The 24402-nt window shown below is 36.7% G+C and carries 18 protein-coding genes; 16 read left to right on the top strand and 2 right to left on the bottom strand.

Annotation, left to right across the window (positions count from 1 at the left end; all coding sequences use genetic code 11):
* Positions 1-88: 88 nt before the first annotated feature.
* On the bottom strand, positions 89-1732 hold the full coding sequence (locus tag HHU12_RS09195; protein WP_169656446.1) for a dipeptidyl-peptidase 3 family protein: 1644 nt from the start codon (positions 1730-1732) through the stop codon (positions 89-91).
* Between the two features lie 44 nt (positions 1733-1776).
* The gene (locus HHU12_RS09190; protein ID WP_169656445.1) at positions 1777-2859 is read right to left on the bottom strand and encodes an endonuclease/exonuclease/phosphatase family protein; all 1083 of its coding nucleotides are present in this window, start codon (positions 2857-2859) and stop codon (positions 1777-1779) included.
* A 244-nt stretch (positions 2860-3103) separates the two neighbouring features.
* On the opposite strand from HHU12_RS09190, the gene ccoS reads away from it, so the two are divergent.
* From ccoS to HHU12_RS09110, 16 genes are all read left to right on the top strand, one after another.
* Positions 3104-3286: a cbb3-type cytochrome oxidase assembly protein CcoS gene (ccoS, locus tag HHU12_RS09185; RefSeq protein ID WP_044206551.1), complete on the top strand. Its 183-nt coding sequence runs from the start codon at positions 3104-3106 to the stop codon at positions 3284-3286.
* The gene (gene ccoN, locus HHU12_RS09180) at positions 3240-5402 is read left to right on the top strand and encodes a cytochrome-c oxidase, cbb3-type subunit I (protein WP_169656444.1); all 2163 of its coding nucleotides are present in this window, start codon (positions 3240-3242) and stop codon (positions 5400-5402) included. Before ccoS ends, ccoN begins: the two co-directional genes overlap by 47 nt.
* 63 nt (positions 5403-5465) lie before the next feature.
* Positions 5466-5663: a hypothetical protein gene (locus HHU12_RS09175; RefSeq protein ID WP_062617599.1), complete on the top strand. Its 198-nt coding sequence runs from the start codon at positions 5466-5468 to the stop codon at positions 5661-5663.
* Positions 5650-5892 (top strand): hypothetical protein, encoded by a 243-nt coding sequence (locus HHU12_RS09170; protein WP_062617598.1) that lies wholly within the window; start codon positions 5650-5652, stop codon positions 5890-5892. Before HHU12_RS09175 ends, HHU12_RS09170 begins: the two co-directional genes overlap by 14 nt.
* Before the next feature lie 34 nt (positions 5893-5926).
* Positions 5927-6799: a cbb3-type cytochrome c oxidase N-terminal domain-containing protein gene (locus HHU12_RS09165; RefSeq protein WP_169656443.1), complete on the top strand. Its 873-nt coding sequence runs from the start codon at positions 5927-5929 to the stop codon at positions 6797-6799.
* Between the two features lie 436 nt (positions 6800-7235).
* Positions 7236-8855, top strand: coding sequence for a 4Fe-4S dicluster domain-containing protein (locus HHU12_RS09160; protein WP_169656442.1), 1620 nt, complete (start codon positions 7236-7238; stop codon positions 8853-8855).
* 25 nt (positions 8856-8880) lie between these two features.
* A complete protein-coding gene (locus HHU12_RS09155; RefSeq protein WP_169656441.1) occupies positions 8881-9321 on the top strand; it encodes a FixH family protein in 441 nt (146 codons plus the stop codon).
* Between the two features lie 2 nt (positions 9322-9323).
* Positions 9324-10034 carry a sulfite exporter TauE/SafE family protein gene (locus HHU12_RS09150; protein WP_169656440.1) on the top strand — a complete coding sequence of 237 codons (711 nt, stop codon included), beginning with the start codon at positions 9324-9326 and terminating at the stop codon, positions 10032-10034.
* A complete protein-coding gene (locus HHU12_RS09145; protein ID WP_317170463.1) occupies positions 10025-10258 on the top strand; it encodes a cysteine-rich CWC family protein in 234 nt (77 codons plus the stop codon). The genes HHU12_RS09150 and HHU12_RS09145 overlap by 10 nt, the downstream gene beginning before the upstream one ends.
* 238 nt (positions 10259-10496) lie before the next feature.
* Positions 10497-11144: a hypothetical protein gene (locus tag HHU12_RS09140; RefSeq protein ID WP_169656438.1), complete on the top strand. Its 648-nt coding sequence runs from the start codon at positions 10497-10499 to the stop codon at positions 11142-11144.
* 581 nt (positions 11145-11725) lie between these two features.
* On the top strand, positions 11726-14869 hold the full coding sequence (locus HHU12_RS09135; RefSeq protein ID WP_169656437.1) for a M4 family metallopeptidase: 3144 nt from the start codon (positions 11726-11728) through the stop codon (positions 14867-14869).
* A gap of 729 nt (positions 14870-15598) precedes the next feature.
* Complete coding sequence (locus tag HHU12_RS09130) at positions 15599-16588, top strand: Ig-like domain-containing protein (RefSeq protein ID WP_169656436.1); 990 nt, start codon at positions 15599-15601, stop codon at positions 16586-16588.
* Positions 16589-16699: 111 nt separating this feature from the next.
* Complete coding sequence (locus HHU12_RS09125; protein ID WP_169656435.1) at positions 16700-17761, top strand: family 16 glycosylhydrolase; 1062 nt, start codon at positions 16700-16702, stop codon at positions 17759-17761.
* Positions 17762-17966: 205 nt separating this feature from the next.
* Positions 17967-19163, top strand: a complete 1197-nt coding sequence (locus HHU12_RS09120) for a hypothetical protein (protein WP_169656434.1) — start codon at positions 17967-17969, stop codon at positions 19161-19163.
* Between the two features lie 416 nt (positions 19164-19579).
* Positions 19580-22681 carry a SusC/RagA family TonB-linked outer membrane protein gene (locus HHU12_RS09115; RefSeq protein ID WP_169656433.1) on the top strand — a complete coding sequence of 1034 codons (3102 nt, stop codon included), beginning with the start codon at positions 19580-19582 and terminating at the stop codon, positions 22679-22681.
* 12 nt (positions 22682-22693) lie between these two features.
* On the top strand, positions 22694-24340 hold the full coding sequence (locus tag HHU12_RS09110) for a RagB/SusD family nutrient uptake outer membrane protein (RefSeq protein ID WP_169656432.1): 1647 nt from the start codon (positions 22694-22696) through the stop codon (positions 24338-24340).
* The last annotated feature ends 62 nt before the right edge of the window (positions 24341-24402 follow it).

Genomic DNA, 24402 nt, shown 5'->3' with positions numbered 1-24402 from the left:
AAATTTTAAATAATTCATTTTGAGGGAGAAAAAAACAGGTGTTAAAGCCATTTAACACCTGTTTTTGAAATAATCTATCGAAAATAGACTATAAACCTAACACTTCTACACCTTGATTAAATACAACATCAGTAGGAATATTAGCGTCATCTATCTTGTCTAAGTCCTTTTGAAGCTCAAAAGAAATTTTTCCGTGTGATTTTACTAATTCTGTTACGCCTTTGTAATCGCCATTTCCTTGTAATTCTAAGATTTTTGCAGAAAGAGCGTTCATAGCCTCTTCCATTTTCTCATAATTTACTTTGTAAAGACCAGCCGCATCTTGTTCAAATGCACCGTACTCTTTGAAGAAATTGAAACGCACCATGTTGGCAACACCGTGAGCAGAAGCGGCACCAAAACGAACAGATCTGAAAATACCCGCTAAGAAAGTAGTGTAGTAATCTTTCATGTCACCATCGATCTCACCTTTCTTGTGGAGTTGTGATACCATATAAAGACCTAAAATATCAGCTTTACCTTCTTCTAGTGCTGAAGCATGTTCTTTCAATGCTTTTCTAACTGTACCTTTTCCGTTGATTGTTTCTTTGATACCTAAGCCGTGGGCCACTTCATGGAACATTGTGTTAGCAAAGAAAGCATCAAAAGTGATATGCTTGCGTTGAGAAGGATCAATCAATACTTCTGAGATAGGTACTAAGATCTTATCAAATTTTGCACGCATAGCGTTTTTCAACTGCAAACGTCTTGAACCTTTTTGATCTTGTACTCTTTCATCATTTGGAAGGTTGATGGCAATCGTTTTACCACCGGCATTACAATCACCTGCGTAATAAACGACATCATAAGCGTTCAATTGAGAATCCGTACCAGGCATTTCATCCTTGTACTTCTTATCCACTGGAAGGCCTTTTTGAAGTTCTGGTAAGAATGAAGCGTATTTTTCTAATTTCTTAGACCACTTCATGTCTTTGATTAAAACATAAGCTTCAAAAGAGGCTTTATAACCAAATAACATGTCTTCGTAATTCTCAATAGGACCTACCACAAAATCGATTGGGTTTGATTTCATATCCATCCATGCTAAATCCGAAGTGAAGTAATCATTAGATACAAAAGCCTTAGCTCTTAATTCTAAATACTTTTTCAAACCAGGATCTTTTGCTAATTGAGCACATTCCATCAATAAAGAAGAAGCCCTGTCAAGTTCTGCTTCAAATTCTTTAGAATAAGGAATTACTTTCAACTCTCCTCTAGGATCTCTACGAATAACAGTATATAAACTTGTCTTCGCATCATCCTTTAAGTTATCGAACTCCTCTTTTGTCATATCTTGAGGGTAGAAATTGGCTCCCAAAGGTTTTTCAGGAGTGTTATCTACAAAAGGCTTGTTGTCTTGCAGTCTGTCCCAAGGACCGTAATTGACAGCGGCATATCTTTTTAATTCATCATTAGGTAAGCTTTCTATAAATGAATCTTTGTTGCCATACGCTTGTTTCCAGAATAAATTATCCATGATTTCAGCCACTTCGATCATCTTTTTGATCATTATTTTTTGATTGCCACTCATATGGCTCAGGTCTGAAGTCAAAGTGAAATCTGTATAATCAACAAGGTGATTTACTTTAGGAGCGGCAACTGCCTTTTTCACTTCTTGTTTATGAGGTTGTTCAGCACATCCCATCATTAATGAAGCGCAAATAGAAATACCTGCTAGTAATGATTTTTTCATTCTTCTAATTAATATGTGTTTCGTTGTGTTTTCCTTCAGGATCTTTATTTCACCGAAAAATAAGAAATAACTGGATAATGATCCGAAGCTTTTATTGAAGAATCAGTTGTAAATGCATGCAGCTTCAATTGACTTGAATAAAAGATTTGATCAATCCTGAAAGGTAAATCTCTAAGAGTGAAACCAAAACCGTTCCCTTTGTTTTCAAAACTGTTTTTTAACAAACTGTCGAAAGAGAAATACCCATATCCGTAAGGAGGTTCATTAAAATCACCGCAAAGTACAACAGGAAAAGGACTTTTTTTGATGAGATCCATTATAATCTCTATTTGTTTCTGACGGAGGAGGGCACCTTTGTAAATTTTTAAGATTGTGCTGGACCATCTATCCCATCTGCTCTTGTATTTTGTTTCGCCATTGTCAAGAATGATGGATTGAAGGTGGCAGTTGATCACCTTTACAGTATCTTTAGCAGAGACTTTAAGGTCTGTAATTAATACTCCATTGGTCACGGAACCTCCAATATCCTTAAAATCAATTTTCTCTTTATTTATAATAGGAAACCTTGAAATAGTGGCTAAACCGAAAGTGGCATCTATGTGGTTCGTTAGAAATGCAGGGGCGTAAACATGCAGCCCTTTTGATGTTCCTAGCTGATAATTGGTATTGAAAATTCCGTCAGGGTTGTGTTTTTTACTGGTTGGAGTTAAATGATAGTATTCCTGAAAGCAATAAATATCAGAATTGTTTTTTTTCAGCCATTCAATCATTTCTTTGCTTTCCTTGTAATTATGATTGAGATAGCCGTATATATTAAACACTGAGACATTATAGCTCATAATAGAGAAATCGCTTTTTTCATCAGAAGGAACACTGTATTGAAAAGTTTTGACGGTTAGTATTAATAAGAAAAGGATATAAAATGTGGTGAAATGAAGAAAATACTTTTTCCGTACAATTAATTCTTCAATCAATAATGGAATAAAGCATAGCCCTAAAAAGGGAGTAATTAAAGCCCATAATATTGCAGATGGGAACATAGACTCAGGAAGTGTTCCTAGCTGAGAAAAAACAACACATAATACTCCGAAAATTCTAAATTTATTACGCTTGAAAAAAAATATCATACCTAGTTTTTATCACCTTTTTTAATCGAAAAAAAAATTAATTTAGACGCATATCGCAAGTTAGAGGAATATGTGATATAAGTCATGTTTGTCCTGTTGAATCTTTATTCATCAATGGTTTTACAAAGAATTAAACATTGACGAAAGTCAATGTTTTGTGTTGATGGATGTCATGTAATAGGATTTCGAAGGTCGACTATATTTGTATCATATTAGTATAGGACTCTTTTTATTTAAATATCTTATGAGTGCAATTATCGTATTGATTGGAATCAGCTTGATTGTAGCCCTGATCTTTCTGGGTATCTTCATTTGGTCTGTAAAATCTAATCAGTATGAGGATACTTACACTCCAAGCATCCGAATATTATTCGAAGAAGATGATCGACAACGAACAGCAACACAAGCAGGAGACGACGAGCGCTAACTTAGAGCATTTTTCGTACGACAATGTGATTGTGAAAAATTTTGCAATCGCCACTATGTTTTGGGGTATAGCCGGGATGGTCGTTGGACTAGTCGTGGCTTTGCAATTAGCAAACCCTATTTTCAACTTTGATACGTCATGGTTGACTTTCGGTAGATTAAGACCACTACATACCAATGCAGTGATTTTTGCATTTGTGGGTAATGGTATGTTTGCCGGTATTTATTATTCATTACCTCGTTTGGTAAAAGCTAGAATGTACAGTGATCTACTCGGAAAGATTCATTTCTGGGGATGGCAGTTAATTATTTTATCCGCTTTAATCACTTTACCATTAGGTTTTACACAAGGTAAAGAATATGCCGAATTAGAATGGCCAATTGATATTGCCATTGCCGTAATTTGGGTAGTTTTCGGTCTTAATATGATCATGACATTGGTCAAAAGACGTGAGAGACACCTTTATGTAGCAATTTGGTTCTACTTGGCAACATTCGTAACGGTAGCTGTACTACACATTGTAAACAGTTTGTCATTACCGTTATCATTATTCAATTCTTACTCTGTTTTTGCAGGTGTACAAGATGCATTAGTACAATGGTGGTATGGTCACAATGCCGTAGCATTCTTCCTTACTACTCCTTATTTAGGTTTAATGTACTACTTCGTACCTAAGGCAGCTAACAGACCTGTATATTCATACAGATTATCCATCATTCACTTCTGGTCACTGATTTTTATCTATATCTGGGCTGGACCTCACCACTTATTATACACTGCACTTCCTGACTGGGCTCAGTCATTGGGTACTGTATTCTCAGTAATGTTGATTGCTCCATCATGGGGTGGTATGTTGAACGGTTTATTGACACTTCGTGGTGTTTGGGATAAAGTTCGTACAGAACCTGTATTGAAGTTTATGGTTGTTGCATTGACAGCTTACGGTATGGCTACTTTTGAAGGTCCAATGTTGTCTTTCAAAAACGTTAATGCTATAACACACTACACTGACTGGACAATTGCTCACGTTCACGTAGGTGCTTTAGGATGGAACGGTTTCTTAACATTCGGTATGTTATACTGGTTGTTCCCTAAGATGTACCGTACAAAACTTCACTCATTGAAGTTGGCTAACGTTCACTTCTGGTTAGGGACATTGGGTATTGTATTCTATGTAGTACCAATGTACTGGGCAGGTTTGACACAGTCATTAATGTGGAAAGAATTCACTCCAGAAGGTTTCTTGAAGTATCCTAACTTCTTAGAGACAGTCACTCAAATTGTACCTATGTATATGTTGAGAGCAGTGGGTGGTTTATTATATGTAGTAGGTGCTTTAGTAGGTGTTTATAACTACTATATGACGGCTAAGTCAGGTAACTTACTAGAAGAAGAAAAAGCAAGTGCTCCAGCATTACAAGGATCGCACAACGTGAAGAGATGGCACGAATGGATTGAGGCTCGTCCTATCCAAATGACAATCTTCTCTTTCGTAGCGATTTCAATTGGTGGTCTTGTAGAATTCTTACCAACTTATTTCGTAGAAGAAAATACACCGACAATTGCGACGGTGAAACCATATACTCCTCTTGAGTTAAAAGGACGTGACATTTACATCAGAGAAGGATGTTACTTATGTCACTCTCAAATGATCCGACCTTTCCGTTCTGAAACTGAAAGATATGGTGATTACTCTAAATCAGGTGAGTTTGTTTATGACCATCCATTCCAGTGGGGTTCTAAGCGTACTGGTCCAGATTTAGCAAGATTAGGAGGTAAATATCCAGATTCATGGCACTACAACCATATGTTGGATCCAGGTTCAATGTCTCCAGGTTCAATCATGCCATCTTACCCATGGTTATTGGAGGATGACATTTCTGTTGATGACGTTCCTGCTCAAATCTCATTGATGAGAAACTTGGGTGTACCATATGAAGAAGGTTATGAGGACAAAGCAGTAGCAGATTTAGATAAGCAAGCAGAAGAAATTACTGAAAGCTTAATTAATGACGGTGCTGACACTGCTCCTCGTAAGGAAATCGTTGCCTTGATTGCCTACTTACAGCGTTTAGGTATAGACGCAGGTAAAGCAAGTAACCTTCCATTAAAATAGATTAGATATGTTTACTCCTGATGTTTTTAAATCGGGAGTAAACATTCTGAATAACATATAGTTATGTATAAAGATGTACTTAGATCTATAGAAGGGATTGATATTTTTCCGGTCATCGGATTCCTTATCTTTTTTGTTTTCTTTTTGGCGTGGAGTTTCTATGCTTTTAAGATGAAAAATGATACAGTGTCTGAAATATCCAACCTTCCTTTAGATTTAGACGAAGAGAAAGAAAATGACAGCACAAATGAATTTAAGTAAACTTTCAAAGCCATTATTGTCATTTGTATTGACAATCAGTGCAATCTTATTAAACGCTTCATCAACTTTTGCAGCGTCATCAATGCAGGAATCATTAAACATGATGAATGCAAGCGAATGGGCAGTAACATTGTTAGGGTTTGCGATTATTGTTTTTTTCTTAATCTTCCTAGTATTGGCATTGGTCTTTTATACTGTAGTTGTTACAAAAAAACATACGGCTCAATAGGTAACATGCTATTGACTCTCAAACTGAACAGGTCATGAAATCTGCAAATAAAAAAATATTATCGCTTTTAGCTCTTACGCTTACTGGTAATGCAGCTTGGGCATCAGAGCAGCTGGTTTATGGTATAGATAATTTTGATTTACTTATTTATACTTTAGGATCAGTATTAGTTTTACTATTCTTCGCTATCATTATTGTAGCTTTAGGTCTTCTTTTCATTGTGAAAGAAAGCTTGAAAAAAGCTCCTAAGACAGCAGAAGATGTAGCCTTCGAAATGGAAGGTGAAACAGGGTGGAAAGGTTTCTTAGCAAGAATTAATGCTGCTAAACCAATCGCTTTGGAAAAAGATATCATCATGGATCACAACTATGATGGTATTCAAGAATTGGATAACGATCTTCCACCTTGGTGGAAAGCATTGTTCTATGGTTGTATCGTTTTAGCATTCGGTTACCTTGGTGTTTATCACTGGTGGGGTGAAACAGATGCTGAACCGGTATCTATCGCCGAATATCACTATGATGTAGAACAAGCTGCAATTGCAAAGAAAGAATACCTAGCTACAATGGCTAATTCCATTGATGAAACAAATGTAGAGGCTGTAGTAGAAGCAGCTGCACTGGCTTCAGGTAAAAAAGCTTTCGATGCCAACTGTAAAGTTTGTCACGGTGGTGCAGGTGAAGGTGGTGTTGGACCAAACCTTACTGATGAGTACTGGTTGCATGGAGGTGATGTGAAAAGCATCTTCAAAACAATCAAATATGGTGTAACTGCCAAAGGTATGTTAGCTTGGGAAGCGAAGTTGACACCATTACAAATTCAAGAGGTATCAAGCTATATTTTAAGCTTACAAGGTACAAATCCTCCAAATGCGAAAGCACCTCAAGGAGAAAAAGTAGCAATGTAATCATTGCTTGAAAATATAAAAGGGTAGCCTGAAGAGGTTACCCTTTTTATACTTTCTATATATTAACATATCATCATATATAAGATCATATTTTTAATGTCTATTGAATTGTAAATAGATGTTATGGATGTGTTCAATGTGTTTTCAAAATTGTATTTTTGATATAAGTACTAGGAAAAAATAATCGGGTGTTTCGTACACCATAGTTAAAACTATGGGTAAGTGATACAGCAACCTAACCAAGACTAAAGTCTCGAAGGTTGATAAAGGAGGCAACACTTTAGTGTTGTCGGAGTTAATATCACAAGCCCAAGACTTCAGTCATGGTGCACGATATTCTCTCACTTTTTTTCTTTCCAAGGACTTAAACACAGAGGAATAAAAGACTGTTCAGAATTATCCACCACTGAACAAATTATCAAAACGACCTTTAGTCATGAGAAAAGATCTACATTCCCAATCACCTGAATCATTTCGCGATAGTATTTCTACGGTTGATTCTGATGGTAAAAGAGTTTGGCTGTACCCAAAGAAGCCAAGCGGTAGATATTACAATGCAAGAAAATGGGTAGCCTACATTCTAATTGCTTTCTTCTTTGTTGGCCCTTTCATCAAAATTAATGGACAACCTTTCTTTATGATGAACATATTAGAAAGGCAATTTGTCATCTTCGGACGTTTATTCGTTCCCCAAGACTTCTTTGTTTTTGTATTAATTATGATCGCACTGATCATATTCATTGTACTTTTTACCGTCGTCTATGGTAGAGTTTGGTGTGGCTGGACCTGCCCACAGACTGTATTTATGGAAATGGTATTCCGTAGAATAGAATATTGGATTGAAGGCGATGCTAATCAGAAAAGAAAACTGGACCAAGCACCTTGGACCACAGAAAAAATAATCAAGAAAGGAACAAAGCACACAATCTTCGTGGTCTTCTCTTTAGCCATTGCCAATATGGTATTAGGTTATATAGTAGGAGGTGATGCTTTGATTAATATGATGACGAGCAAACCTGCCGAAAACTGGCCTGTATTCTTAGCACATATTGCTTTCGCAGGAGTTTTCTATTACGTTTTTGCAAAGTTCAGAGAGCAAGCATGTACGCAGGTTTGTCCTTATGGCCGTTTGCAGGGTGTATTTTTAGATAAAGATTCCATAGTAATTTCTTATGACCATGTAAGAGGAGAACCTAGAGGAAAATTAAAGAAAGGTAAAAAAGCAACTGCAGGAGGTTGTGGTGGCTGTGGAGGAAGTTCACCGGCTGTAAAACCGATTGTTGGGAAAGCGAAAAAGCCTAAAGTAAAACCAAGTCCGCTTCCGGAAATCAAGAAACCTGAAGTGGAAGAGGTGAAGAAGCCTGTTGCAGAAAAGAAAGAAAAAGTAAGAAAAATGACCTTGGAGGATGTGAATCCTACAGTGACAGAAGAACAACCTTTAGGAGATTGTATCGACTGTAAACTGTGTGTTCATGTTTGCCCGACGGGTATTGATATCAGAAACGGTACACAGCTAGAATGCGTCAATTGTACTGCATGTATTGATGCTTGTGATGAGGTCATGGATAAAATTGATAAGCCAAGAGGTTTGATCCGTTTTGCATCTGCCAACGATATTGAAAAAGGAAAGCCGTTTAAATTCACAGCAAGAATTAAGGCTTATACTGCAGTACTGCTAGTATTAGTAGGAGCCATTTCCTTGGCTTTAGTGAAGCGTGGAGATGTAGAAGTGACAGTGTTGAGAGCACCGGGGATGCTTTTTCAGAAGGCGGATAATGGCGACATAAGAAATTTATACACCATACAGCTTGTAAATAAAAGCAATACTAGTTTTGACGATCTGGATGTTGTATTAGTAGATCCAGAAGGAAAAATTACGATTGCTGGAGGCGATATGCAGTTAAAAGAAGGTGCGCATTTAGATGGTGCGTTCTTTATTGATATTGCCCCTGATAAACTTGATGGAATGAAAAATAAAATCACCATCAAGATCATGAATGGGGAAGAGGAATTGGATGAAGTGACCACTAATTTCCTTGGACCTATAAAGAAATAAATAACAAACTTTAGAGAGAACAAACATGAAATTAAACTGGGGTTGGGGAGTAGTAATAGTCTTCTGTGTATTCGGAGTGACTATGATTGGATTAGTGATCAAGATGTTTACTGTACCTGTAAATATGGTTTCTAAAGATTACTATGCGGAAGAACAACGCTATGAGGAAACGATGAAGAAAAAAGAAAATACAGAGAAGTTATCAGCTGCTCCTGTATTGACTTTAAATAGAGAGAAAGGAGCAGTAGAAATTATTCTTCCTGCAGAAATCAAAAATGCAGAAGGAAATATCCGTTTTTTCAGACCGTCAGATTCACGTTTGGATTTCAATGTGAAATTAGATTTGAATGCTGAAAACATACAGCATATCGACGCATCAAGAATAGTGAAGGGGAGATGGATTTTGCAAGTCAATTTTTCAGACAGCGGGGTTGATTATTTATTTGAGAAGGCATTGGTGATCTAATCATGACAGAGTTATATCTTACAGCATTAGGATTAGGATTTGCCGGAAGTTTCCATTGTTTGGGAATGTGTGGTCCTATTGCGTTAGCGATTCAAGGAGGAAAAGCATCGGGAGCAAGATTAGTTCTCGATCGTTTATTGTATAATTTAGGCAGAGCGTTTACCTATAGTTTGTTGGGGGCGTTTGCAGGGCTAATAGGTCAAGGTTTATCATGGTTGATCGGCTATCAAGTCTACTTGACTTTGTTTTTAGCCGCCATGATGATTGCCTTTGGTATTTTTTCTGTAAACCCAGACAAATTATTAAAGTTAATACCGTTTCTAGGTGAGTGGTTTCAATTTGTAAGAAAGCAGTTGGGTAAGTTTATGCGTCAGGCAAAGTGGCATACCTTCTTTAGCATAGGTGTGTTAAATGGCTTCTTACCTTGCGGATTGGTTTATATGGCTATGTTTACAGCTCTTTCAACAGGAAGTGTTTCAGAGGGTATGGGCTATATGTTTGCATTTGGTTTGGGTACGATCCCTATGATGTTTGCAGTAGCCGTAGCGGGGCAGTTTATTGAAACCAAAGTACGTAATAACGTAAGGAAAATTTACCCTGTGCTGTTCTTAGCAATGGGAGCTTTACTATTATGGAGAGCTTATAATATCCATCAATCCTCAGAAGGAATTGACGAAAAGCCTGCCGGTCAAGTGGAAATGAAATGTCATTAAAAAAAGAGAAAAAAATGCCGGAACACGAAATTAAAACATGTCAGCGATGTGGAAAATCATTTGAGTGTAAAGTAGGGAACATTACGCAGTGCCAGTGTTATGAGGTGAAGCTGACCTATGAAGAAACACAAAAGATGAGGGAAGAATACGAGGAGTGTTTGTGTGCGGCGTGTATGTTGGATTTGCAAATTAAGTACAGAAAAGAGCAAATTCAAAAGTCATGAATTAATCGAAAATTTACATATTTTGAATGCCATGGGATCTTATTTCATGGCATTTTTTTATGCCTAACCCTTTAATTTATATCTTTGCATTCAACTATTGTAAAAGTGACTTATAAGAAAAGCAATGACTATTTTTTTTACTTAAGACTCACTTGATTTTAAATGAATAAAACTAAACAAACTCTTAATCTGTTTAAGCGTAATACTATTGTCTTTGACTGGTTGTGAACCAAGTCAAATGGAAATTGTAATCAACCGAGCGGGATCTCTTTCGATTTCAACTGAAGCAACAGAAAGTGGAAAAGTGAAGATTTATCATAGCGATGGTTTGATTATCTCTGATAATTTAGATCAAAATGGAAATTACGAATCCGAACCCTTATTAGAAGGAAGCTACTCTGTAATTGTATCAGCAGAAAGTAATGGTATGGAATACTCAGATAGTAGTATTGTGCAAGTGATTGCAGATCAAAGTAAAACTGTAACACTTAACCCAATGCAAAACAAAAATGACCTTCGAGTAAAGGTTACTAATAGGGGCGTTTATGATTATTCTATTTCAGATTACGTTTACACCCCAATTGCAGGAGTAAATGTAGGTATTGTCCGTGCTGAAAAGTACTGGGATTTTTATTGGGTGAATAGAACTGAAATTATCCAGAATTTACAAATGAATGCTATAACAAATTCAAGCGGTCAGGTCACTTTTAATGATTTGCCAACCTATGATAATGAGTTTGGTATACGTACAGGAGAATCTAGTAGTTTATTTATGATTATTATTATGAATAATGCAAAAACAAAAATTATTGAGACACAAGAAGTACTTGTCCACTATGGTGATATGCCTGAATTTTCTTTATCAATATATCAAGATGAGTTATAAAAGAACAAGACTTTCTTGATTTCACAAAGGATGGTATTCTTACTTTAATAGGTAGAATACCATTTTTTTATGCATTAATAATCTCTCTTTTCTTCTGTCCTAGTACCTATAACAATTGTTATAATCACCTCTATGAATGTATTGCTGACTGCTTATAAATTTAGAATTAATGTGAGAAGTGATCAGATTGAAGTCATTCAGTAAAAAAATATCAAAAAAAAATAGATTGTATATTCTATAGTTTACTTATGATAAATTAAAGAGTGTACGTTGTTAGGTTTCAAGCGTGTGAATTGTAATAAATAATGGATTCTGTTCTTTAATCATCATTTTTGTTGAAACAGATAAAATTTTTAGTGAATGAATTTTCACCAAATATCTGAATTGTATTTTAAGTAGATTCTATAAAAATGTAATGATTTTAACGGACGTTGTGATTTGTGATTTAAAAAACTACTTCGATATATTTGTGCACAGCTATTGAAGTATTATCATATTCTAATTTACTAACTGTTTAATAATAGCCTTTGCTAACGGGCATTAATTAAATCCAATTCAATTCAATAACTTTAACTAAGATAATGAGAAAAGTTTTACTCGCTGTCGTCCTGATGGGGATATTCAGCATCACTAACTTAAATGCACAAGAGTTAATACGTCTCGATCAAACTAGCAATGACCGAAAACAAAAAATTACTCTGCAGCAAGCTGAAAGTGTACTAAGAAAAAAATTAAACTTGGAGGCCCCAAGTAGCTTTAAACAAATTGAAACCAAAGTGGATGAACTAGGCATTAGTCATCGAAGATTTCAAGAGTTTTTTAACGGCGTAAAGGTAGAGTATGGTGGGTATACTCTTAATTTTAAAGGCGAAAATCCTTTGTCAATTATTCATCACGTAAAGCCCATCAAGTTGCAGTCTGTCAAGCCTTCTTTGTCAGAAGAGGAAGCACTTGGTGTTGCATTGAAAGCTGTGGGTGCAACATCGTACATGTGGCAAAGAGCTGATGAAAAGGAAATTGCACTCAAAATGACAGAAGGCGAGCATGATACTTTCTATCCTAAAGCTGAACTTGTGATTGTACCCAATTACGAAGCAAAAGAAAAAACATTTCGTTTACAGCCGGTCTTAGCTTACAAATTTGATATTTATGCAGAACAACCGCTAAGCAGGGATTATGTATATGTAGATGCTACTACCGGTGACATTGTGCACATGAATCCTATTATCAAACATGCTACAGCAGAAGGATCACTTGCCACTCGTTATTCTGGAACTAAAGCAAGTAAAACGGATGCTTATAATGGATCATATCGTTTGAGGGACTATACAAGAGGAAATGGTATAGAGACCTACGATATGAATACCGGTACGAACTACAGTCAGGCGCAGGATTTTGTGGACAATGATAACAACTGGACAGCGGCAGAATGGAATAATGCACAGAAAGATAATGCAGCATTAGATGCACATTGGGGTGCACAGATGACTTATGATTACTTTATGTCGGCTCACAGTAGAAATAGCTGGGATGGTAATGGAGCAGCAATAAAAAGTTATGTGCATTATGATAACGCCTATGATAATGCTTTCTGGAATGGGTCAGTGATGACTTATGGAGACGGTAGTGATACCTATTTTGATGCATTGACTTCTTTGGATGTAGCGGCGCATGAAATTGGACATGCTGTATGTGAAAGAACAGCAAACCTTGTTTATCAAAGAGAGTCAGGTGCACTGAATGAAGGTTTTTCTGATATCTGGGCGGCTTGTGTAGAAGCTTATGCTGCACCTGAAAAAGATATTTGGTTAGTGGGTGAAGATATTGAAAGAAGATCGACAAGTCAGGCTTTACGTTCAATGCGTGATCCAAAAGCCGAAAATCAGCCTGATACTTACGGAGGTACAAACTGGTACAATCCCAACTGCGGTACTCCAACACGAAATAATGATTATTGTGGCGTGCACATCAATAGTGGTGTTTTAAACTACTGGTTCTATCTATTGACAGAAGGTAAAACAGCAACAAATGATCTTGGTACAGCGTACTCAGTGGCAGGTATCGGTATTGACAAAGCAGGGAGAATTGCTTATAGAACAGAGGCAGTTTACCTTTCTTCTAATTCAACTTTTGCAGATGCCCGCACATTTTCTATTCAGTCTGCAATTGACCTTTACGGAGCAGGATCTAATGAAGAAATTCAAACTACCAATGCGTGGCATGCTGTTGGAGTAGGTGCTAAATATGGAGAAGCATCAGCATATTGTGCTTCAAAAGGCAGTAATGCATCTTATGAATGGATTGCCAATGTAACTGTTGGTGATTTACTCAATACTACTGGCACAAATGGTGGCTATAATGATTTTTCAGCATCACAATCTGTTACACTTGAAGCGGGAAATACTTACAATGTTTCTCTTTCTCCAGGTTTTTCAAATCAAGCTTATGATGAGTACTGGAAAATATGGATAGATTTAAACGCAGATGGAGATTTTGATGATGCCAATGAATTGGTTTTCGATGGCGGTTCTCTTTCAAATGCTACCAAAACGGGAACATTAACGATTCCGTCGGGTACAGATGCAACCACTACAAGAATGAGAGTTTCTATGAAATACAATGGAGCTCAAACAGCTTGTGAAACATTTGAATACGGAGAAGTGGAAGATTATGCTGTAGAAATTACTACAGGTTCAACATCTGTTTGTGCTGTTCCATCAGGTTTAACGGTCGGAACAGTGACTTCAAGTACTATGGACCTATCTTGGAATAATGTAAGTGCTGCTAATGATTTCAGTGTTCGATTAAGAGAGCAAGGAGGAACTTGGACAACATATACAGCTACTTCTAATACAGCATCATTTAGCAGCTTATCTGCTTCTACAACTTATGAAGTGCAGGTGGCTTCAAATTGTACTTCTGGAAGTTCATCTTACTCACCTGCGTTGTCTTTCACTACAACAAATGGAGGAGGAACACCATCAAACTACTGTGCTTCAAATGGCAATAACGATTCTTATTTCTGGATTGATGACGTGAGATTTGGATCACTTTCTAATAGCAGCAATGCAGATGGAGGATATGCAGATTATACCTCATTGAGTGCAGGAACACTTGTAAAAGGTGCCCAAGAGACAATCTCTTTCAGTGCCGGCTACAGTGGATCAACATACACAGTTTACTGGTCTGTGTGGATAGATTACAATCAGGATGGAGATTTTGAAGATGCAGGAGAATTATTTGTACAAGGTTCATCAGGTAGTGCCAACTTATTATCTTCTACGCAAACAATTCCTGAAACAGCACTATCAGGTTTAACGAGAATGAGAGTAGCCATGAAATATGGTAGTGCCTCTACTCCATGTGAGTCATTTACCTATGGAGAAGTAGAAGATTACACAGTCAATATTTCTAATAGTGCCAGTATAAACACGATTGCTCAGAGTATATCAAATCAAAGAGGTGAAACCTTGAAAAGTGAGTTGATGAATTCTGTATTTGATGTGTATCCAAATCCAGCAAGATCAGTGCTTAACATCAATGCAAGTTCATTTATAGGAAATGGAGCATTATCTATTTACAATATTAATGGAAAGAAAGTATTGGATCAGGAAATAGATAACGAAAAGGTATCCATATCAATTCAAGACCTTCAGAAAGGCTTATATTTTATAAAAGTTAGCAATGCATTAGAGTCAAAAACGAAGAAGTTTATTGTCGAATAACTCTTCGAATAAATAGTTAGTACATTAGAATAAAATGATAATTAATAGCTAAAGCTGCCTCTTATGGAGGTGGCTTTTCTTGCTTTAAAACCATTATAAGTACTAGGACATAAGAAAAGGGATAATTTTAGCTTGCTATTTTTTATTCTAATCAAGGCAGATTTGCAGAGCATAGCCTTAGTTACGTGATAAAAATCTAACGAAGAGTAGGATAAAAAAGATAAGATAAAATGTTCGTTTACTTTTGTCCTAGTACTTACCTATTCAGAATAGAGCTCGATGTTTGTAATGAGTAATGGAAGAAACAGCAGTTCTGTTATTTTCTGAAAAAATGCTAAAAAGAAAGCTACAACATTGCCAAAAAATGAAGTTGTTGAGTGGTTGTGATAACCTTCTTTTTGTTGTTTTTAGGTGATATTTCCACTTTTTTTTGTTTGATATTTTAATTTTAAATTGATGGTAGTCAATATTTTGTGTTTTGTTGTTGAGAGTGTGTTGACATGTTTTTTTTGCCTGTAAAGATTTAGTTGACGTTCGCTTTTTTGTTGGTGTCTGTTTTACACCTAAAATTGTATCGAAAGTTCAAAGCAAGCTTTTTTCTATCTCTTCAATAAGGGAATTTTTATGAAATGATTATGAAATGAAACATTCTTTTTAATACGTAGAAATCATTTTCCCTTCTCAAGAGCTAAAAAGTTATTCGTACACTATTTAATTTATTTTTTTATTATGTCAACTAATTTTAGATCAGCTTTATTTGTTCTATTAGGTTTAATAGGCACGTCATTTTTTGTATCATGTTCTAGCAGTGAATCTGGAGGAGGACAGGAAGGAGATGTAGATCCAGAAGTTACAGGTATCGTTTTAGATCAGACTTCTTTAACTGTAGTTTTAGGTACATCAGCTTCTTTAAAAGCTACATTGCAACCTGAAGGTGTTACAGGAGATATTACTTGGAGTACTTCAGATCCAACGGTACTAGCAGTAGCAGACGGAGATATTCAACCTTTAAAAGTAGGTGAAGCAAATGTGGCGGCTACTCATGGTACTTTTACTACAACTTGTAAAGTGACAGTAATCGAAGACCCAACAAGCGGTACATTAGATCCAGTACCAGAGGTATTACAAGGTGAAGACTATTATGTGATTTCTTTAGACGAGACAGCATTTGCTACTATTGAATCAAAAGTAACTTATGATTTACGTACTGATGATGTAGATAAGAATTTTTACATCTGGGAGAATACATTGTTAGCAGGACAGCCAAGCGGTAACAACTATTTTGGTTTAGAAGAAGGCTGGATGAGTTTAGTGGTAGGTTCAGTAGGCTGGTCTGGAGCAGGTTACAATGTAGGTTCTGGATTTGGATCAATTGATATGACACCATTGTACAACAACCCAGAAGAATATTACTTCCACGTTGCAATGAAAAGCGCTAGTGCGTCAACTGTTTATACTTTGATTTTTTCAGATGGAATTGCTGAAGCAAAAGTAGTAATGGGTGCAGGCCCTGACGGTGACGGTGTAGCTCCTTACGGTGATTTCGAGCGTAACGGTGAATGGCAGGAAATCAGCATTCCACTTACTCACTTACATGAGCAAGGAGTATTCTATAACCAAGCAGTGAGCAATGTGAACATCTTTGCATTCTTAGCAGGAGGCAACTCTGGTGACACTGTAGATGTTGATGCTGTATTCTTCTACAAGAAGAAAAAATAAGGTATCCTAAAGAATAACCTTTACAAAACTGTGAAGGTTATTCTTTACTGACTTATTCGACTGCATAATTACTTACAATTGATGACTCAAATTGGATCAATAATTACTATAATGAAACGAATTTTACTTCTACTTATCACTTTATCTTTTTATGCATGTGTAGCAGACAATCCTTCTGTGGTTGGGGGTGAGACAAAGACCCTGCAGCTTTCACATGATGCATTGACAATAAGTGTTGATCAATCAGAAAAAATTACAATACTGAGCGCTCCACAATCCGGTGAAGAGGTTGTTTGGACATCAGATGATGAAAATATAGCTACGGTGTTTCACGGTTTAGTGACTGCGCATCAAAGTGGTACTACTACAATTTCAGTAGTAATGGGTGATGAAGTGGCAACATGTACCGTCACTGTTCCTGAAAGAGAATATAAAATGGTTTGGCAGGATGAGTTTGATGGCAACACGCTGAATCTTGATAACTGGACTTACGAGGTGAACGGCAATGGAGGTGGAAACCAAGAATTGCAATACTATACAGACAGAATCGAAAACATAAGAGTGCAGGATGGCAAACTAATCATTGAAGCGAGAAAAGAAGAATATGAAGGGAAGGGATATACTTCGGCAAGAATCGTCACAAAAAACAAAAGAGATTTCAGGTATGGTAAAGTAGAAGCCCGTCTTAAGGTGCCAAGTGGTAGAGGTACATGGCCTGCATTTTGGATGTTGGGTTACGGTCGCTGGCCGGATGCTGGAGAGATAGATATTATGGAGCACGTGGGGTATCAGCCTAATGTTTTTCATTGTGCTTTACATACAAAAAATAAAAATGGTTTGAATGGGCAGAATCAGCATGCTGAGCAAAACTTTGATTATGCTGTAGCAGACCAATTCCATACGATCACGATGGAGTGGGTAGAAAATGAGTTTATGGGATTTGATCGTATACATATTTATGTTGATGGAAAATTAATAAAGACTTTTGCAGAGACAACTCAGCTTCAAGATGCAGGAGACTGGCCTTTCAATGATAAGTTCTTTATCATCCTGAACCTAGCCATTGGTGGATCATGGGGAGGAGTACAGGGCGTTGATGATAGCATGTTTGATACTCCAGTATTATATGAGGTGGATTATGTGAGAGTTTATCAGCTTGCAGAAGTAGAATAATACAAAAATAAGAATCAGAAAAGAGGTGTAATTTTAATCGTTTTGTTTAAAAATAAAGAATACATCGCTTTGATGACAGGAAGAAATTTATAACGAAGAATAGATGTGTATAACCGACGAATCCAAATCAACTGAAAATCATTCATACGTTTTGAGGTTGATGAAATCTAATTTAAATCAGTGTGTTTAGATAACTAAGAGAAGGATGAAAATTATTTTTAAACTTATTATATTTTATATTCTGTTTATTCCGCTTTGCACTTTTGGAAATCAAAAATGTGAAGTGATTCATCCTTCTTCTTTTTCTGATCACTATAAGATTTTAGATCGCGAAATTGCAGTATTTACTGCAGATCGTCCTTTTACGCTGAACGAAGTCGTAAAAGAGGGTTCGGAGTATTTTCAGGTTTATTCTAAAGAGCATTCACTAGAAAGCAGTACAGCGTATTGGGCAAAAGTTACCATAAAGCCTTCATTTTTAAAGAGATGTAATTGGCTTTTTGAGATAAAGGACAATCAATCAGACCTTGAGGTTTTTGGAAAAACACAAAACGACTCTACTTTTTTTATCACTTATATTTCTAAAACACATGCTTTATATTCCTCGCCGTTTACAAAGCATACTGTTTTCTCTCTAAGCAAAATCAACGGTGTGACAGACAAAGATGCCGTTGATTTGTATTTTCATTTTACCAATGCGAGTAACAATGAGCTCTCTTTCGAAATAGTGAGTGATGAAGCTTTTTGTAGAGCCAGTAATGAACAGCAGTTTTTAATGGGTTTGAAATATGGGGTCTTAGGAATATTGTTTGTTGTAGCATTTATTTGGATTGTAATTTTTGATAAAAAGAAGGTATCACTTTTTATATATTTAGTTGGGATTCTGATTTTATTTTTATCAAGCAATATTTACATTTTTCAGTACATATTCGATACAGAATACGAAAACATTTTTCCTTTCCGCAATTTATTTGTCATACTTCATGTAGCACTGCTTCTGAGTATTGTACCTCAACTTTATAAATGTAATTATAAGAGAATTCAATTAGTTCATTTGATCGTTGCGTGGTGTGTGGCTGCTTTAATTTATCAAAGTATTGGAAATAATGCATTCCAGAATATATGGAGGCAGTATTTTCTATTGCTACCCGTTCTTATTAGCATGCTATTGTTTTCGATTTATCACTACTTTTTGAATGCCTTAAAAATAGAGGATATACTATTTAGTGCTTTGCTTGTCATTACATTGATATATGGAATTTTAAGAGAAAATATTACCGTTATAAATACCTCTTTCAGTCCAAACACTTATCACTTTTTAGTTCTGATCATCACTATTCTGATCAGTATATATCAATTAAAAAACACACACAATGTCATGATTGAGAAAAATAAATTCTAGGACAAAAACTTTTTGGAAGAAGAATTAAGAATTATGGTTTTTATGGTGGTTCACTGAACCACAACACGGACCACTTTTTTACATTTCAAAATGTCCATTTCTTTTGTCCCAGTACTTAATCCAAAAATAACCAGATTTCAAGCATCCGTTGCTTTATAAAATTGGATTTGATGATATACAGCTTGAGTCGCCTTAAGTACTAGGACAGAAGAAAAGGGATAATTTTAGTTTAAGATTTTTTATTCTAATCGAGGCAGATTTGCAGAGCATAGCCTTAGTTACGCGATAAAAATCTAACGAAGAGTAGGATAAAAAAGATAAGATAAAATGTCCCTTTACTTTTGTCCTGGTACTTAAATAAATACACGCTTAAACAAGCTAATTTTTTAGATGAATAATTAATACAAATGAAAACAATGAAAAAGCTCCTCTTTTTGAGTTTACTATTGATCAGCAATATTGCCTTTTCCCAATCCAGAATGATTACGGGTACAGTAGTAGATGGTAGTCAAAATGCCCCGATTCCGGGAGTAAGTGTAAAGGTAAAAGGGATAACGAAAGGTACGATTACAGATTTGGGAGGTAATTTCAGTTTACTGCTCGAACCTTCAGAAACAGAATTGGTTTTTACATTTATTGGTTACAAAGACAAAACCGTTTACATCGGTACTCAGACAAGTGTCAATGTGCGTTTGGATGAAGATGTAGAACAGCTGGATGAAGTGGTAGTTGTAGGTTATCAGGTACAGAAGAAAAGCGTTGTAACAGGTGCTATTGCTTCTGTAAAATCTGAAGACATTACGCAAGTGCCTGTACAGAATGCCGCACAGTCATTGCAAGGTAAAACGCCAGGTGTTTTAGTGACGCCGGTTTCTGGTCAACCGGGAGCAGGTATTGATATTAGAGTAAGGGGTACGGGGTCAAACGGCGACAACACTCCTTTGTATGTAGTGGATGGTATTCAGATTGATAATATCAATTTCTTGAACCCTTCAGATATAGAATCAATTGAAGTTTTGAAAGATGCAGCGTCTTCAGCGATTTATGGATCAAGAGGTGCCAACGGTGTCGTTTTAGTAACCACAAAAAAAGGTAAAGAAGGCGTGACTTCGGTTTCTTATGATGGTTACTATGGTGTTCAAGAAGCATGGAGAAATGTACCTGTAATGAATGCGCAACAATATATGGCATTTCATAATGAAGGCGCTGAGAATGGTGGAGCTTTAATGCCTTTCACAGAAAATGATATATTAAATAATACTGTGGATACAGACTGGCAGGGAGAGATTTTTGAGCCAGCACCTATTCAAAGCCATAATTTGCAGTTTTCTGGAGGAACAGGGAAATCGAGTTTTATGACTAGTATTGGTTACTTCGGACAGCAAGGTATTGTTGCTCCAGAAAAATCAAAATTCGAACGTTTTACTGTACGTTTAAATGCATCGCATAAGCTTTCTGAATATTTCAAAATGGGTACTAATATGAGTTTTGTAAGAGAAGAATCTCAAGGTATCAATGAAAACAATCAGTTTGGTAGTGTATTGCAAAATGCATTGTTGCATGATCCGCTAACACCTGTACTTGAAAGCGACCCTGCAAAAATTGAAGAATACGAGAACATGGATATTCTGCCCGTGAAGAATAGCAACGGTGACTTCTATGGTATTTCAGATAGATCATTGCGTGAGATTGTAAATCCGTTAGCTCGAATTGAAAATACCTACGGGAATAATAAAAACAACAAGTTTATTGGCAATATGTTCTTGGAATTGACACCGGGAATTGAAGGTTTGTCCATCAAAACAGATTTGGGTGTAGATGTAGGAAACTGGTACGGCAGAAGTTATTCTCCAGAAGCTTTCTTCAATAATGTAACTTATGCAGATGTGTCGAGAGTGAATCAGAATCATGGTACTTATACCACGCTTCAATGGGAGAATGTGATTTCTTATGCAAAGAAAATTAATGACCATAAGCTGAGTATTTTGGTAGGTAATACCGTAAGAACATGGGAATCTGAAGACAACAATGCGGCAAGAACAGGCTTGCAGATTAATGGATGGGAATATGCATGGGTCAACAATGGTACTGCTGATAGAACACAAGGAACAAGTGGTGGAATGGCCAAGCACGGTTTGGTTTCTTACTTTGGCAAGGCATCTTATGATTATAAAGAAAAATATTTGCTTTCAGTGATTGCCCGTTATGATGGCTCATCAAGATTTGGAGCAGACAATAAGTTTGGTTTCTTCCCTTCAGTTCAGGCAGGTTGGATTCTTTCACAAGAGAACTTCTTGATGTACAATGAAACGGTAAATTTCTTGAAGCTGAGAGCATCATGGGGTAGAGTAGGAAATGAAAGAATTGGGGATTTCGGTTATCTTGAATTATTCGATCAGACGCCTTGGTATTCTTATGGCAGCAGTGAGAATCAAAGTTTGAATCCAGGTTTTGGTATCACAAGAATGCCTAACCCAGGATTGAAATGGGAAACAGCCGAAGAAATTAACTTGGGTATTGATGCCGGTTTCTTCAACGATCACATTACAGCCTCTCTTGATTTATACTCTCGTGAAAGAAAAGACCTTTTAGGCACTAAGCCAGTACCAGCGTTTACAGGTGTGGGCGGTCCTATTTTTAACTTAGGTACAGTTTCTAATAAAGGTGTTGAAGTTGCATTGACGTATTCAAAAAGAAGTGGAGAACTGACTTTTGATATCACAGGTAACTTTGCGTACAACGATAATAAAATGGTAGAAGTAGCCAATGAAGATGGAAGGTTCAGCGGACCTTCAATGCACTCTGGTGAAGGACAGCTGATGATACAGGAAGGTCATGCTATGCCATTTTATTTTGGTTGGAAAACAGATGGAATTCTTCAGAATCAAGCAGAAGCAGATGCTTATAATGAGCAATTCAACAAAGACAATAATGACAAAGCCGTTCCGGGTGATATCCGTTTTGTAGATTTGAATGGAGATAATGTAATTGATAATGATGACAGAACAGATATCGGTTCACCTGTACACTCATGGATGTATGGTTTGAATATTAGAATGGAATATAAAGGGTTTGATTTTGCAATGTTCTGGCAAGGTCAAGCAGGTGGTAAGCTGATCAATGGTAATCAGCGTATTGATCTTACAAAATCACAAAACTACCCGACGCGTTACTTGGACAGATGGACTGGTGAAAATTCTACAAACAGTTTCCCGATTTTCTCTTATGAAGATAATAACAGAAACTTTATCCGCTTGAATGACATGGTACACGTTGAAGATGCCTCTTACTTACGTCTTAGAAATATTCAATTGGGTTATACTTTGCCACAGCATATCACTACCGCAATAGGAATGAACAAACTAAGAGTTTATGCATCGGCCAACAACTTATTGACATTTACACAATATTCAGGAATGGACCCAGAAGTAGGGCATGGAGGAATATGGACAGGCTATGACTACGGTTCATATCCGCAAGCAAAATCTTACCTACTTGGATTAAACATTTCTTTCTAAAAAATCAGAATCATGAGACTTAAAAATATATTAATTGCAGGTATTACAACAGCCTTGTCGGTGACTTCTTGTCATAGCGTATTGGATGTTGATCCTACACAATCACAAACAGCATCAACCTTTTTTGCCACTTCAGCCGAAGCACAGCAAGCCTTGTTTGGGGTATATGAAAAGTTGAGATCAGATTATAAGAATACAGTTCCCAACAGTAATCCTATCCTTGAAGCGGCACTTGGTGATGATGCCCACGTAGCAGGTTCTCCAGATGGCAATGATATGCTTTCTTTACAGCGAATGAGTCATTTTAAGGCATTTACGAATTCAGCGACCGCATTGGCGGCATGGAGTAAATGTTATGAGGCCATTCAAAGAGCCAATACACTTTTAGCCAATTATGATCAAATCAACTTTGTGGCTAAAGATGGAGATCTGAAACAAACCATTAGAGGAGAAGCGACTTTTTTACGCGCTCATTTTTACTTTGAATTGGTGCGTTATTTTGAAAATATTCCTTTGATATTAGAACCACTAGAAGGGGAATCTTGGACTTCAATTACACAAGTGGCTCCAGAGGAAGTATATGCTCAAATTGCCAAAGATATCTTGACAGGTATTGCATTTATGACGGATGAGGTGGAGCCAGAATTTGACGGACAACTTACAAAATACGCAGCAATGGCTGAGCTTGTAAAAGTATATATGTTCTATACAGGGTATTATAAGCAGGAGAGTTTGCCTGTGGCAGGAAGTAATCCAATTACCAAAGACATGGTAATTTCTTATGCAGAAGAGATTATCAACAGCGGTAATTATGAACTGGAGGAAAACTACGCAGATTTATTCAATGAAAACGGTAATTTTTCTAAGGAAGCAATCTTTGAAATTACGTTCGTTAATACAGGTTCAGGTCACTGGGGTGATTGGTCATTTGGTAGTATTTTCTGTCAGATGTCAGGCCCAAGAGAACATTCCAGTGCTCGTTTTGCTCCAGGTTGGGGAATTTTTGCTCCTACAAGAGATCTTGAAGCACAGTTTGAAGAGGGAGATACAAGAAAGGGCGCAACGATTGTATATGCCAAAGAATTGATAGACCTAACAGGAAAAACCTACGAGCTGAACTATCAGTTTACATCCATGCATGCCAACAAATACACCACACATTTCTGGAATAAGGCAGGGTCTGAAACACCATTGAACTGGGCGCAGAATTATCATTACTTGCGCTTGGCTGATGTGTATTTATTGGCCGCAGAATTATACTTGGATACCAACAATGGCAAGGCGACAGAATTTGTAAATATTGTTCGTGAAAGAGCAGGTTTAGAGGCTCTTTCAAGTGTAACATTAGAGGATATACAGCATGAACGCCGAGTGGAGTTAGCGTTTGAAGGTCATCGTTATTTTGATGTTTTAAGAAGAGGTTTGGCAGAAGCAGATGCAGAGCTTAGTGTAAGTAATTATCAGCTAGTACCGCCTACGGATACAGAAGAAAAATACATTGATGATTCAGGATATAATTTCACAGGTGATGTTTCTCAAAACGGAGACCCCTCAATATATGAAGTGTCTTTTGATCCTTCAAAGAAAGGTTTTCTGCCAATTCCTCAATACGAGTTGGATTTGCATTCAGCACTGAAACAAAACGATGGGTATAATTAATTCCTAAAATTACATCAACAGTAGTTCTGTGCTTTTTGTGCAGAACTACTGTTCTACTATTT

The sequence above is a fragment of the Flammeovirga aprica JL-4 genome (assembly GCF_012844305.1).
Lineage (GTDB): Bacteria > Bacteroidota > Bacteroidia > Cytophagales > Flammeovirgaceae > Flammeovirga > Flammeovirga aprica.
Note: the sequence above shows the minus strand (reverse complement) of the source record. Positions and strands in the feature narration are given on the sequence as shown.

What these genes read in the sequence shown, in the direction of transcription:
- HHU12_RS09195 (WP_169656446.1), bottom strand. Translation starts at nt 1,732, where the DNA reads ATGAAAAAATCATTACTAGCAGGTATTTCTATTTGCGCTTCATTAATG.
- HHU12_RS09190 (WP_169656445.1), bottom strand. Translation starts at nt 2,859, where the DNA reads ATGATATTTTTTTTCAAGCGTAATAAATTTAGAATTTTCGGAGTATTA.
- ccoS (WP_044206551.1), top strand. Translation starts at nt 3,104, where the DNA reads ATGAGTGCAATTATCGTATTGATTGGAATCAGCTTGATTGTAGCCCTG.
- ccoN (WP_169656444.1), top strand. Translation starts at nt 3,240, where the DNA reads ATGATCGACAACGAACAGCAACACAAGCAGGAGACGACGAGCGCTAAC.
- HHU12_RS09175 (WP_062617599.1), top strand. Translation starts at nt 5,466, where the DNA reads ATGTATAAAGATGTACTTAGATCTATAGAAGGGATTGATATTTTTCCG.
- HHU12_RS09170 (WP_062617598.1), top strand. Translation starts at nt 5,650, where the DNA reads ATGAATTTAAGTAAACTTTCAAAGCCATTATTGTCATTTGTATTGACA.
- HHU12_RS09165 (WP_169656443.1), top strand. Translation starts at nt 5,927, where the DNA reads ATGAAATCTGCAAATAAAAAAATATTATCGCTTTTAGCTCTTACGCTT.
- HHU12_RS09160 (WP_169656442.1), top strand. Translation starts at nt 7,236, where the DNA reads ATGAGAAAAGATCTACATTCCCAATCACCTGAATCATTTCGCGATAGT.
- HHU12_RS09155 (WP_169656441.1), top strand. Translation starts at nt 8,881, where the DNA reads ATGAAATTAAACTGGGGTTGGGGAGTAGTAATAGTCTTCTGTGTATTC.
- HHU12_RS09150 (WP_169656440.1), top strand. Translation starts at nt 9,324, where the DNA reads ATGACAGAGTTATATCTTACAGCATTAGGATTAGGATTTGCCGGAAGT.
- HHU12_RS09145 (WP_317170463.1), top strand. Translation starts at nt 10,025, where the DNA reads ATGTCATTAAAAAAAGAGAAAAAAATGCCGGAACACGAAATTAAAACA.
- HHU12_RS09140 (WP_169656438.1), top strand. Translation starts at nt 10,497, where the DNA reads ATGGAAATTGTAATCAACCGAGCGGGATCTCTTTCGATTTCAACTGAA.
- HHU12_RS09135 (WP_169656437.1), top strand. Translation starts at nt 11,726, where the DNA reads ATGAGAAAAGTTTTACTCGCTGTCGTCCTGATGGGGATATTCAGCATC.
- HHU12_RS09130 (WP_169656436.1), top strand. Translation starts at nt 15,599, where the DNA reads ATGTCAACTAATTTTAGATCAGCTTTATTTGTTCTATTAGGTTTAATA.
- HHU12_RS09125 (WP_169656435.1), top strand. Translation starts at nt 16,700, where the DNA reads ATGAAACGAATTTTACTTCTACTTATCACTTTATCTTTTTATGCATGT.
- HHU12_RS09120 (WP_169656434.1), top strand. Translation starts at nt 17,967, where the DNA reads ATGAAAATTATTTTTAAACTTATTATATTTTATATTCTGTTTATTCCG.
- HHU12_RS09115 (WP_169656433.1), top strand. Translation starts at nt 19,580, where the DNA reads ATGAAAAAGCTCCTCTTTTTGAGTTTACTATTGATCAGCAATATTGCC.
- HHU12_RS09110 (WP_169656432.1), top strand. Translation starts at nt 22,694, where the DNA reads ATGAGACTTAAAAATATATTAATTGCAGGTATTACAACAGCCTTGTCG.